Below are 11,653 nucleotides of genomic sequence, written 5' to 3' on the forward strand. Positions count from 1 at the left end.
CACAGTCCCCGCCCCCAGACCCCGAGGTCACTCCCATGGCTTTGAAAGTTCTCTTCATTGGCGGCACCGGCCAGATTTCCTACCCTTGCGTCGAACGCGCCGTTGCCGCGGGCCACCATGTCAGCGTCTACAATCGCGGCTTGAGAGATGCCGCCCTGCCCGCCGGTGTCACCTCGATCGTCGGCGAATTGGGATCGAGCGCCTACGCCGATCTCGCCGGGGCCGGATATGATGTCATCTGCCAGTTCATCGCCTTCACGCCGGATCAGGTCGCCCGCGACATCGAGGTCTTCTCGGCCAATTGCGGCCAGTACATTTTCATTTCCTCGGCTTCCGTCTATGAAAAGCCACCGCGTCACTACGTGATCACCGAGGAGACGCCGGCGATCAATCCCTACTGGCCTTACAGCCAAGCCAAGATCGCCTGCGAGGAACTGCTGAAAGAATCCGGCAACCTCGCCTGGACGATCGTCCGCCCCAGCCACACCGTCCGCACCGGCCTGCCGATCATGATGGCCGACAGCGATATCATGGCAAGGCGCATGCTGGACGGCGAGCCCATCATCGTGGCCGGCGACGGCCACACGCCCTGGACGCTCACCCGCTCGGTCGATTTCGCCGTGCCTTTCGTCGGCCTGTTCGGCAAGCAGGCGGCGCTGAACGAGATTTTCCACATCACCTCCGACCGCGCGCACATCTGGGACGATATCCAGAAGACGATCGCAAGGCTGCTCGGCGTCGAGGCAAAGATCGTCCACGTGCCGACGGACACGCTGATCCGCTATAACGAGGAGTGGGTCGGCCCGCTCCTGGGCGACAAGGCCTGGACTGCCATCTTCGACAATGCGAAGGTCAAACGCGTGGCGGGCGACTTCACCTGCGCCGAAAGCCTCGACGAAATCCTCGCCGACTCGATCATGCACCTCAAGCAACGCCTGGCCAAAAACCGCCCGCCGAAGGGCGAACTCGATGCCCTGATCGACAGGATTTGTGCGGAGCAAGGCGCCCTTGGTTAGAGATGGCGACAGTCGGGTCGCCTCGCCAGGGATCCGGCTTTAGATGCTCTGTCCTTGCCGGAATGCGAGATATTGTCCGTCCGCCGAACGCAAAGGGCCATTCTCCGACGCCCTCCTTGGGCGCGGCATCCCCCAAGGTTCCTCATCCTGAGGTGCGCAGGCCAAAGGCCGGAGCCTCGAAGGACACGCGCCGACGCTGCTCCTTGCATCCATCACCCCAGCGCATCCGCCTCGCCCTTCGAGGACCCTGAGGGGCACCTCAGGATGAGGCTCGTGGACGCAAGCGCCTTGCAACGCCTGCGGACGAGAACAATGCCGCCGCTTCCTCATCCCTATTCCGGCCGCCGCGCCTCCAGCGGGGCCTCCTGCCTGAAGCCGTCGAGACAGCGGCCGCCGTGCAAGGCGAGCTCGCTGTCGGCCAATGCCAGCAGCCCACTGCCGTCACCCTGCGCCGCCAGCCTGAACGCGGCATCGAACTCGGCTGCGAGCCGCGCATCGAGCTTCCTGATGAGACGCGGCGCCCACTTGCCACGGCCGGTCCATGTGCCGCGCCCAAGCAGGATCAGGTCGGCAAGTCTCGGGTAGAGGAGCGCGGCGACGGCGGTGATTTCTTCCGGCGGGCGGTCGCCGCGCAGGTCATCGGTGAGATCAGAGACATGATAGCGCAGCATGTCGTAACCCGCGCCGGCAAGCGGTTTCGGCCCTGCGGCGAGCACATCCGCCGCCTTTGCCTGGATCAGGCGCGCACGCTCGGCATCCGGCCCAACGATGCTGCCCGTCGCAACCATGTTGACGATGACGGGACAGCCGCTCTCCGCGTCCTGGTGGAGATAATGCGCCAGTGTTTCAGGATCATGGACGAAGGCCTCGACAGGAAAACCTTCTTCGGTAAAGGACTCCCGCCAGGCTCTTTCCAGCGACGGAAACACCACGACTAGGTCGATATCCGAGAAGGCGGTGCCCTCGCCGCGCATGATGGAGCCGGAGACATAGGCAAAGGCGGCCCCGGCATAGCGGCTGGCAAGGGCGCGGCGGGCGACGGCAAGCGCCCGCTCGGCAAGAATCTGTTTCTTCACATCCACGATCTCGTCCTCGAATGCGGGAGGCGAGCGGGCAAACAAAAACCCGCTCGTTTCCGGCGGGTTGGGTTTCGGCAGCAATGAACGGAATTCAGTTCACGCGTCTGCACCCACCGCCGAGGCGGTGGTCGTAGACGTCGAAACAGCAAACATCCTGTTCATGGCGGCGAGGATATCGCCCGGCGGCGATAGCGTCAATGCGCCGAGAATGCTTCCCCGGCGCGCCGTTTTCCGTTTAAGATGAGGATAAGACTCGCCAAAAGGAAGAGCCCGCCCATGTCCGATTCCGCCACCGTCATTCCGCTTCCCGCCCCTGTTCTGTTGCCGGTCGACGGCAGCGACGAGCGCTTTCCGGTGCGCCGCGTCTATTGCGTCGGCCGCAATTATGCCGACCATGCGATCGAGATGGGGCATGATCCCAGCCGCGAGCCGCCCTTCTTCTTCCAGAAGAACGCCGACAACCTGCTGCCGGCCGGGCAGGCCTTTCCCTATCCGCCACTCTCGAACGACGTGCATTACGAAGTCGAAAGCGTGCTGGCGCTGAAATCGGGCGGCGCAAACATCGAAGCCGGCCGAGCGCTCGACTGCATCTACGGCTATGCCGTCGGCATCGATTTCACCCGCCGCGATCTTCAGGGTGAGGCAAAGAAGCTCGGCCGCCCCTGGGAACTGGCCAAGGCCTTCGAACATTCCGCGCCCGTCTCGGCGATCGTGCCGGCCAGCCGCATCGGCCATCCCGGCGAAGGCCGGATCTGGCTGGAGCAGAACGGCAAGCGCGTCCAAGACGGCAATCTCAACCAGATGATCTGGAAGGTGCCGGAGATCATCGCCGAACTCTCGAAACTCTTCGTGCTGGCGCCCGGCGATGTCATCATGACCGGCACGCCAGCCGGCGTCGGCGCAGTCGCAAAGGGCGACCGCATCACCTGCGGCATCGACGGCGTCGCAACGCTGTCGGTCGAGGTCGTCTGAGAGGAGCTTTCCATGCCTGTCTACGCGCTTGGCGGACTGAAGCCGAAACTGCCGCCCGCCGGCCTTCACTGGATCGCCCCGGACGCCCATGTCATCGGCGATATCGAACTCGGCGAGAATGTCGGCGTCTGGTTCGGCTCGGTGCTGCGCGGCGACAACGAGAAGATCACCATCGGCGCCGGCACCAACGTCCAGGAAGGCGTGATGGCCCATACCGACATGGGCTTTCCGCTGACGACGGGAGAGAACTGCACTATCGGGCACCACGCTATCCTGCACGGCTGCTCGCTCGGCGACAACGTGCTCGTCGGTATGGGCGCGACCATCCTCAACGGCGCCAAGATCGGCAATAACTGCCTGGTCGGCGCCAATGCGCTGGTCACCGAAGGCAAGGAGTTTCCCGACAACTCGCTGATCGTCGGCGCCCCGGCCCGTGTCGTGCAGGTGCTCGATGAAGCGGCGGTGGAAGCCATTCGTCGCTCGGCTGAGAATTATGTGAAGAATTGGCAGCGTTTTGCGCGGGATCTGAAGCAGATCGGGTGATCGGCGGAAGGGCGGCAGGGCCATATTTTACCCTTCGCTTACGCGCCGTGCATTCTCGGCGTGCCGTGAGGCCCGCCTCATCCGACCCTTCGGGCCACCAACCGGGTCGAGCCGCAGGTCTCGACCCGTCCTTCGGACCCCCGCTGGGGAGAAGGGGAGCAAGACGCGCTACCGTCGTTCTCGCACAGGTCTCAAGTGAAGCGAGACGCTGCCGCGATTCCGCTTCTCCCCGGCGGGGACACAGCGGCGAAATGCACGAAGTAGTGAAGAGCAACATACCACAATCACCACTCACCACACGCCCGGTATCCAGCGCCACCTCACCCGTCCCATATACTCGACATATCCCTCGAGCCCACGGCGCAACTCCATTTCCTCCCCCAGCGTCCGGCCGAACAGCACAACGACCAGCAGCCCCACCGGCATCAGCGCATAGAGCGAGCCGAGCGACAGCGCCATGCCGGCGCCGAGCACGATGGCAAAAGCATATCCGGGATGGCGGATGACGGCATAGGGTCCGGTGTCGATCACCTTGTGGTCGCGGTCGGTCTGGATACGCACCGTCGGCTCGAAATGCCGGTTGACCGATTGCGCCCAGGTCAGGCCGAGATAGCCAACGATCATCACGATATAGCCGGCGAGCACGACCCAGTCGGGTTGCGGCGCCCAATGGAAACGCCCGTCGTCGAACGCCCCGACCGGAAGAATGGCGGCAAAGAGAATCATCGTCAGCGTCGCCACCACCGCATCCCAGCGCTTGGTGCCCCTCTGATATCGGCTGCGCGCCGCAAACAGCTCGGGATTCGTCCGCCAGATCCAGACGATCGCAATTGCTGTCAGCGCAAGAAAAAGGCCGAGGAAGATCCAGCCGCGCGGCCAATCAAGCGTGCCGGCCGGCCAGAAGAGTGCGGCAAAAATCACCGCGACGGTTATAGCCAGCGATCCGATCGGTGGCGCGGCCACCAATGACCGGCCGGGTCGATTGTCCTTTTGCGTCATGACCATTCCTAGCATCATCGGGCAAAGCGCCCCCGACTGCCGACAGCGGCCGCTAAAATCTGGCAACCCTACGCGGAATTTAGGAGGCGAAGCGCGCGCAACAACCCGATGGCGACGCAGCCGGTGAAAGTCGACGCAGATCGCAGCGCCACCTCTGCAGTCAGCGGTCACGTTCTCCGCAACTGCCGTTGCGGCAATGGGGAATATCGCTGGAAAACTGCCTTATTCGGCCGCTTCCATGAACTGGCTCGCCCCAGACGAGGCGGCGAGCGCCCGAACCCTGGCTTCCGTCTTGGCGATCAACTGATAGAATTCGTCCTGCGCTTCGACATCCAGTTGAATGACCGCATTGACATCATCTGGCGTATCGCAAACACAGGCGACCGCCGAAATGGGACAGATGCCGCCGGGATAACGCTTGCCCGTCCCCGTATATGCGCGACGGCCCCAACGCTCGGAATAGACCGTTTCCTCCCGATCGAGGTGGAGGATCGTTCCCTTGCAGGCGGTCACAATGGCCGCCTTGCCGTAAGCGAACCAATGATAGTTCAGCCTGCGGAGAATATATTTGCCAGTGATGTCTTCGCCAGCCAATTCGGCAGGGTCTTCTATCATTCTGATCATGACGACGTCCTCAACGTCTAGGCAATATCGTTCAAGTCTTGTTATTCAGCAAGTCGAAAAACGCTGCTTTTGGAGGCACTTAGTCACAAAGTGTTTCCGATTCTTACATCACGCCCGTTCAACGCCGATCTTCACGCGCACAATTCTTCGTCGAATTTACCGCGACCTGCACCCGTTTCGCCTTCGCCGCGGTCGTAGCGATGTTAATTGTGCTTCTCCACTCAGGTTCGATATGTCTCGATAACGGCCCGTAAGCCGCGCCGGTCTCCGCCAATCGGCAGATCGAAGAGACCGCAGGATGGCGCAGGAGATGGGGCCAGTTCCCAGGCGAGCGAGCCGGATCGCCAGGCATCTTGGGGTTTGCACAACACGCCCGGTTCAGGAAAATTCGCCGGCGCGGGGACCGGCAAGCGTCACCCGCCAGCCGGTTCGCGACTGAAAATCCTGGGTGGCTAAGAACGTATAGCCCGTCGTGCGCCAGAGCCTGACGGCGCTGGACAGATTGTCGAGCACGTAATCGCCACCGTCTGTGCGCGCAATAAGCACGACGTGATTTTGATCATCCGGGCCGATGACCACCGAAAGCGCCAGCCTGTTTGACGGAAAACCAGCGTCGATCAGGTCCTTCATCTTCTGAAGGGCATAGTCCTCACAGTCGCCCCGGCCGGCAACCGGGAGAGACCAGACATCCCCGTGGGTAGACGGACGATCCTCCGCGGGAATGATGCGTCGATTGACGGCCCGGTTGACCTTTTGAAGCAGCGCTATTCCTGCCGCGTCGTGCAGTTGTTGCGCCGCCGCCCTGCCGCACAGCCACTTATACTTGGCGCAGGCCGCCGCGAATCCCACAGGCGCGCCGATACTTCTCGTCACAGGCAAGGAGGATCCGGCAACAGCCTGAAAAGGCACAAGAAAGGATAAAATGACAGCAAGCGAAAAGAGACGCTTCATAGCTGATTCCCCTTATTTCACCTTTACAGTAACACGGCCAGAGTAAAAATTTATTAAAATTTTATACTTGTGAATTTAACCGTAATATCTAATTTAGACAGATTAACTATCGTTTATTCTTCACGTTAATTGATGGTTAGTATAGAAGGTCTCTCTGTTAACATTTGGTTAACCCTGGGAGACGATTGAAATGACCAGCAGAGCATCGAAATTCGGCGTCGCCGTTGCTTTCCTTCTGGCAAGCAGCAGCCTGACCATGGCAGCCCCGACGGTCGTCAATTGTAATTCCGCCGTGCGCGGCACGCTCGAATACCGGCTGTGCATGCCGACCAGATCAATTCCCGCCGGCAGCAAATTCAACCCGAACGACAACGATCGCGGCAGCCGAGGCATTGGCGGCGGCCAGAAGACATCGAGCACCGGTTCCACTGCCGAAAGCGGCGGCAAGAGTGGCAGTGGCAATCAGGTTGCGGATGATGGCGGAAACGACACCGGCGACAACACCGGTGACGACACCGGTGGCAACACTGGCGACAATACTGGTGACGACAACGACCATGGCCGCGACCATGACGGCGGCAAGGGCGGCAAAGATCACGATCATGGCAAAGATGGCCATGGCAAAGACAACCACGGCGGCAAGGACCGTGATCATCACGGCGGCGACAAGGGTGGCAAGGATCACGGGCACGGCAAGGACGGCCCGGGCAAAGGCGGCAAGGAAGGTCACGGTAAGGGTGACAATGACGGTCCGGGCAAGGGCGATAACGGCGGCTCCGGCAAAAGCGACAACGGCGGTTCCGACAAAGGCGATAATGGCGGCTCCGGCAAGGGCGATAACGGAGGCTCCGGCAAGAGCGACAACGGCGGCTCCGGCAAGAGCGATAACGGCGGCTCCGACAAGAGCGACAATGGCGGCTCCGGCGAGAGCGACAACGGCGGCTCCGACAAGAGCGACAATGGCGGCTCCGGCGAGAGCGACAACGGCGGCTCCGGCAAGAGCGACAATGGCGGCTCCGATAAGAGCGACAATGGCGGCTCCGACAAGAGCGACAACGGCGGCTCCGGCAAGAGCGACAACGGCGGCTCCGGCAAGAGCGACAATGGCGGCTCCGACAAGAGCGACAACGGCGGTTCTGACAAGGGCGACAATGGCGGTTCAGGCAAAGGCGGTTCCGGCAAGGGCGGACCGAACTGAACCTGTCATCGCAGAAACGCAAAAGGTGAGACCGGTCTCCGGCCTCACCTTTCTTGGATCATCGGCTTAAGCCTCAATCGGCGGCCATTTACCGTTCTGAAAAGAGACATGGCGGCGAACTCGATGGGCTGGGCTTCGCCGCCAGATTCCCGATCATAGTCCGGCAATCCACCTTGTGTTTTGCCGCCCGCGCTCGATATGAGTCTCATCGGCCAGACGCCGCTCCCCTGTTTAGTCCTGGCCGTGCCAGGCCCTGCCAGCAGGAGACTCTCATGGTCGAGGCGATCAACCCGATTTCCGCCACCGCCGCATCCGAGCCCACCAAGGTCGGAACGAAATGCATCAACGCAAATGGAGTGCGAGATCGCAGGAAGAGAAAGAAGCCGGCGAAACTGCGGAACAACCGACCTTATCAGGCGAAAGCGAGCGGATCGGCACTCGTAACTTCGATGACGACGCGCCCTTCGGCGAGCGCGAGGCGATCGTCTAGTTTCGTGTACGCAAGAGGGACTATCTTCCTTCGCCAACAGAAGATCTGGCGAGGATGCTTCCCACCCGTCCTCATTCCTGTGCCCTCAGGGCTTTGCCTAAGGTATGTCACAGGAATCCAGTGCGCCCAAGTCCTTGGGCGCGAGAAACCCTTTGAAAAGTAACGGGGTCATTCACCGCGCGCACGCGCGGTGGCTGGATTCCTGTGACGGGCACAGGAATGAGGTGGGGAGGTGAGCACTCCCCGTCAAATTCGCTCCGCGTGATGGGATAAGATGCCGACGACGGTATTACCACTTACGCCGCGCAGGTCTCGCACAGACCGCGGATCTCGATCGTCGTTTTCTCCGGCTTGAATTTCTGCCCGCGCACCCAGGCCATCAGCCGGTGGTCGACCTCATGGTCGTGGAACTCCATCACCAGGCCGCAGCTTTCGCAGATGGCGAAGGCGACGATGCCGTGGCTGTGGCAATTCTCGCCGGGATGAGCGCAGGCGACGAAGGAATTGATGCTTTCCAGCCGGTGCACGACACCGTATTCGAGCAGTTTCTCCAACGCCCGATAGACCTGCAGCGGCGCGCGAAAACCATGATCACGCAGCTTGTCGAGGATGGTGTAGGCGCTGAGCGGGCCTTCCGCCTTTTCGAGCACGTCGAAAACCAGCGATTGGTTCTTGGTGAGTTGCGGTGTCGTCATGAGCCTTGTCCTTGCGCGACCGCGCGATGGCGCCAGACGGGAAGCAGGCTGAGAATGAAGAGAATGAGCGCCGCAACCACGATCGAAGGGCCTGACGGCGTGTCGTAGGTGAGCGATCCGAACAGCCCGCCGACGACGGCCGCCGCCCCGATCAGCGAGGCGAACACCGCCATGATCTCTGGCGTGACCGAGAAACGCCGTGCCGCCGCCGCCGGAATGATCAGCAGCGAGGTGATCAGCATGATGCCGACGATCTTCATCGCAATCGCAATGACGACGGCCATCAACAGCATGAAGAGCAGCCGCGCCCGCTCGGGTCTCAGCCCCTCGGCCTCGGCAAGCTCAGCATTGACGGTTGCCGCCAGAAGTGGCCGCCAGAGCCAGGCGAGCGCCGCGAGCACGAACAAGCCGCCGCCCCAGATCAGCGCGATGTCGGTCCTGGAGACGGCGAGGATATCGCCGAACAGGAAGGCGATCAGATCGATCCTGACCCAGCTCATGAAGGCGACCATGACGAGGCCGATCGCCAGTGTGGCATGCGAGAGGATGCCGAGCAGCGCATCGGCCGACAGCGCCTGACGCTTCTGCAGGAAGAGCAGCAGCACCGAGACGAGGGCTGCGACGGCGAAGACGGCGAGCGTCAGGTTGAGTTCGAAGAGCAGCGACAGCGCCACGCCGAGCAGCGCCGAATGGGCGATCGTATCGCCGAAATAGGCCATCCGCCGCCAGATGATGAAGCAGCCGAGCGGCCCCGTTGTCAGCGCCAGCCCGACACCGGCAAGGATGGCGCGCACGAAGAAATCGTCAAGCATGGCGGCCCTCCCCGCTGCGGGAATGGGCGTGTTCATGCGCATGATCGTGTGCGTGATGATCGTCGTGAGCATGCGCATGGGCGTGGCCATCCCCGGCATGCGCGTGCTCATGACCATCATGAGTGTGCTCATCGGTGCCATGCGCGTGCTCATGGGTGCCATGAGCGTGCCCATGCCCATCATGTGCGTGATGGCCGTCCTCGGGATGGCAATGATCCGTCACGGTGCCATCGGCATGGCGCACGCGGCCGTCCGGCAGATGCGTATGATCGTGGTGATGGCTATAGACAGCAAGCGTCTGGGCAGCACGGCTGCCGAACAGGCGTACATATTCTGGGCTGCGGCTGACGGCCTCGGGCGTGCCGCGGCAGCAGACATGGCCATTGAGGCAGATCACCGTGTCGGTCTCCGCCATGACCACGTGCAGATCGTGCGAGATCAGCAGGATGCCGCAGCCGCTCGCGTTGCGGATCGATTTGATCAGGTCGTAAAGCGCGATTTCGCCGGAAAAATCCACGCCCTGCACCGGCTCGTCGAGCACCAGCAGATCGGGTTTGCGGGCGATCGCCCGGGCCATCAGCGCCCTTTGGAACTCGCCGCCGGAGAGATGCTGCACCTCCGCATCGATCATATGGGCGATGCCGGCAGCTTCGAGGGCTGCCTGCATGTCGCCCTGCGGCAGCGGGCCGGTCAGCGTCATCAGGCGACGAACCGAAAGCGGCAGCGTCCAGTCGATCGAAAGCTTCTGCGGGACATAGCCGACCTTGAGCCCGGCCAGCCGCTCCACCCTGCCCTCATCCGGCTTCAACACGCCGATCGCGGTCTTGGCGCTCGTCGATTTGCCCGAGCCGTTCGGCCCGATCAGGGTGACGATCTCGCCGCGCGAAACGGAAAACTCGACGCCGCGCACCAGCCAGCGGCCGCCGCGCAGGACGCCGACATTCTCGAGCGAAACCAGCGGTTCGCCCTTCTTGTTTGCGGGAGAGAGCATCAAATTATCCGACAGCGCTGTTGCATCCTGCTATTGCACACGTTATAGCATAACGCAATTGATGTAATAACATAACACTTGCAATTCAAGCGGAGCACCTGATGAAACGCGCCCTGAGGCCTCTGAAAACGTGGGCCTTCAATATCCCGGCAGTCCTCTCCATTCCAGCCCTGGCGGTCCCCGCTTTGCTCTTTGCCGGCAGCATGTGGGCGGCCGACGCGCCGGTCGTCGTCACCTCGATCAAGCCGATCCATTCGCTGGTTTCGGCAATCATGCAGGGCGTCGGCGAACCGGAGCTGATCGTCGATGGCGCCGCCTCCCCGCATACCTACAGCCTGAAGCCGTCGAATGCACGCGCGCTGCAGGAGGCCAAGGTCGTCTTCTGGGTCGGGCCGAACCTGGAAGCATTCCTGGAAAAGCCGCTCGAAGCGCTGGGCTCGAACGCCAGCGTCGTCGAACTGGAGAATGCGCCGGGGCTGACAAAGCTGCCCTTCCGCGAAGGCGGCGCCTTCGAGGCGCATGATGACGGCGACCATGAAACCGCCGCGGCCGATGACCACGCACATGAAGCCGCCGGCGCCGGCCATGACGATGGCCACGGACATGAGGAAAGCCACGCCCATCACGACGATCACGAAGAGCATGAACACGGGCATGGCGCCTTCGATACGCATCTCTGGCTAGACCCGATGAATGCGAAGGCGATGGCGGCCGTGATCACCACAACGCTGGTTGCCGCCGATCCCGCCAATGCCCTGACCTATCAGGCCAATGCCAAGACGCTGGATGACAAGCTGACCGCGCTGGACAAGGAGATTGCCGCGACGGTCGCCCCCGTCAAGGACAAGCCCTTCGTCGTCTTCCATGACGCCTACCAATATTTCGAACACCGCTACGGCATCCGCGTCGCCGGCTCGATTACCGTCAGTCCGGAAACCATTCCTGGCGCCGAGCGCGTCTCGGAAATTCACCGCAAGGTTGGCGAACTTGGCGCAACCTGCGTCTTTGCCGAACCGCAATTCGAGCCGCGGCTCGTCAATGTCGTCATCGAGGGCACCAGCGCCAGATCCGGCGTGCTCGACCCCGAAGCGGCGACGCTGAAGACCGGCCCCGATCTCTACTTCACCCTCCTGCGCGGCATCGCCGAGAGCATGAAGGCTTGCCTCTCCAGCACATGATTGCCGTGCAATCTCCTGGAAAGAGCTGAGGCGGAAAGAGGCGGATGACCCCGTTCCGCCTTTTTTCGGTTCAACATACGTAATGATATAACGTTAATATCGATG

13 protein-coding genes are annotated in these 11,653 nt (G+C 61.9%); 6 read left to right on the plus strand and 7 right to left on the minus strand.

Going from position 1 to position 11,653, the window contains the following annotated elements:
* Window positions 1-35 precede the first annotated feature (35 nt).
* Window positions 36-1,016: an SDR family oxidoreductase gene (locus K6M89_RS08545; RefSeq protein ID WP_222139117.1), complete on the plus strand. Its 981-nt coding sequence runs from the start codon at window positions 36-38 to the stop codon at window positions 1,014-1,016.
* Window positions 1,017-1,348: 332 nt separating this feature from the next.
* On the opposite strand, the gene K6M89_RS08550 is transcribed toward K6M89_RS08545, so the two are convergent.
* Window positions 1,349-2,101, minus strand: coding sequence for a nucleotidyltransferase domain-containing protein (locus K6M89_RS08550; protein WP_222139279.1), 753 nt, complete (start codon window positions 2,099-2,101; stop codon window positions 1,349-1,351).
* Window positions 2,102-2,371: 270 nt separating this feature from the next.
* Here K6M89_RS08550 and K6M89_RS08555 point away from each other — a divergent pair, with 270 nt between their 5' ends.
* Together K6M89_RS08555 and K6M89_RS08560 are read left to right on the plus strand one after the other, a co-directional pair.
* Window positions 2,372-3,067 (plus strand): fumarylacetoacetate hydrolase family protein, encoded by a 696-nt coding sequence (locus K6M89_RS08555; RefSeq protein WP_222139118.1) that lies wholly within the window; start codon window positions 2,372-2,374, stop codon window positions 3,065-3,067.
* 12 nt (window positions 3,068-3,079) lie between these two features.
* On the plus strand, window positions 3,080-3,610 hold the full coding sequence (locus K6M89_RS08560; protein WP_222139119.1) for a gamma carbonic anhydrase family protein: 531 nt from the start codon (window positions 3,080-3,082) through the stop codon (window positions 3,608-3,610).
* Window positions 3,611-3,901: 291 nt separating this feature from the next.
* Here K6M89_RS08560 and K6M89_RS08565 read toward each other — a convergent pair whose 3' ends face one another.
* The 3 genes from K6M89_RS08565 to K6M89_RS08575 form a co-directional block, all read right to left on the minus strand.
* Entirely contained in the window at window positions 3,902-4,609 is a 708-nt protein-coding gene (locus K6M89_RS08565) for a methyltransferase family protein (RefSeq protein ID WP_222139120.1), read from the minus strand.
* 222 nt (window positions 4,610-4,831) lie between these two features.
* Window positions 4,832-5,233, minus strand: a complete 402-nt coding sequence (locus K6M89_RS08570) for a hypothetical protein (protein ID WP_097578911.1) — start codon at window positions 5,231-5,233, stop codon at window positions 4,832-4,834.
* A gap of 378 nt (window positions 5,234-5,611) precedes the next feature.
* Entirely contained in the window at window positions 5,612-6,184 is a 573-nt protein-coding gene (locus K6M89_RS08575) for a transglutaminase-like cysteine peptidase (protein ID WP_222139121.1), read from the minus strand.
* A 190-nt stretch (window positions 6,185-6,374) separates the two neighbouring features.
* Here K6M89_RS08575 and K6M89_RS08580 point away from each other — a divergent pair, with 190 nt between their 5' ends.
* Window positions 6,375-7,382, plus strand: coding sequence for a putative sodium/potassium/calcium exchanger (locus tag K6M89_RS08580; protein WP_222139122.1), 1,008 nt, complete (start codon window positions 6,375-6,377; stop codon window positions 7,380-7,382).
* Between the two features lie 337 nt (window positions 7,383-7,719).
* A complete protein-coding gene (locus K6M89_RS08585) occupies window positions 7,720-7,872 on the plus strand; it encodes a hypothetical protein (RefSeq protein WP_245443090.1) in 153 nt (50 codons plus the stop codon).
* 296 nt (window positions 7,873-8,168) lie between these two features.
* Here K6M89_RS08585 and K6M89_RS08590 read toward each other — a convergent pair whose 3' ends face one another.
* From K6M89_RS08590 to K6M89_RS08600, 3 genes are read right to left on the minus strand one after another with little or no spacing between them, the layout of a single operon-like run.
* Window positions 8,169-8,567 carry a Fur family transcriptional regulator gene (locus K6M89_RS08590; protein WP_222139123.1) on the minus strand — a complete coding sequence of 133 codons (399 nt, stop codon included), beginning with the start codon at window positions 8,565-8,567 and terminating at the stop codon, window positions 8,169-8,171.
* Entirely contained in the window at window positions 8,564-9,379 is an 816-nt protein-coding gene (gene znuB, locus K6M89_RS08595) for a zinc ABC transporter permease subunit ZnuB (protein ID WP_222139124.1), read from the minus strand. The genes K6M89_RS08590 and znuB overlap by 4 nt, the downstream gene beginning before the upstream one ends.
* A complete protein-coding gene (locus K6M89_RS08600; protein WP_222139125.1) occupies window positions 9,372-10,370 on the minus strand; it encodes an ATP-binding cassette domain-containing protein in 999 nt (332 codons plus the stop codon). Before K6M89_RS08600 ends, znuB begins: the two co-directional genes overlap by 8 nt.
* A gap of 101 nt (window positions 10,371-10,471) precedes the next feature.
* On the opposite strand from K6M89_RS08600, the gene znuA reads away from it, so the two are divergent.
* The gene (gene znuA, locus K6M89_RS08605) at window positions 10,472-11,548 is read left to right on the plus strand and encodes a zinc ABC transporter substrate-binding protein ZnuA (protein ID WP_246642375.1); all 1,077 of its coding nucleotides are present in this window, start codon (window positions 10,472-10,474) and stop codon (window positions 11,546-11,548) included.
* Window positions 11,549-11,653: the final 105 nt, after the last annotated feature.

It is taken from the genome of Rhizobium croatiense, assembly GCF_019793465.1.
Classification (GTDB): Bacteria; Pseudomonadota; Alphaproteobacteria; order Rhizobiales; family Rhizobiaceae; genus Rhizobium; species Rhizobium croatiense.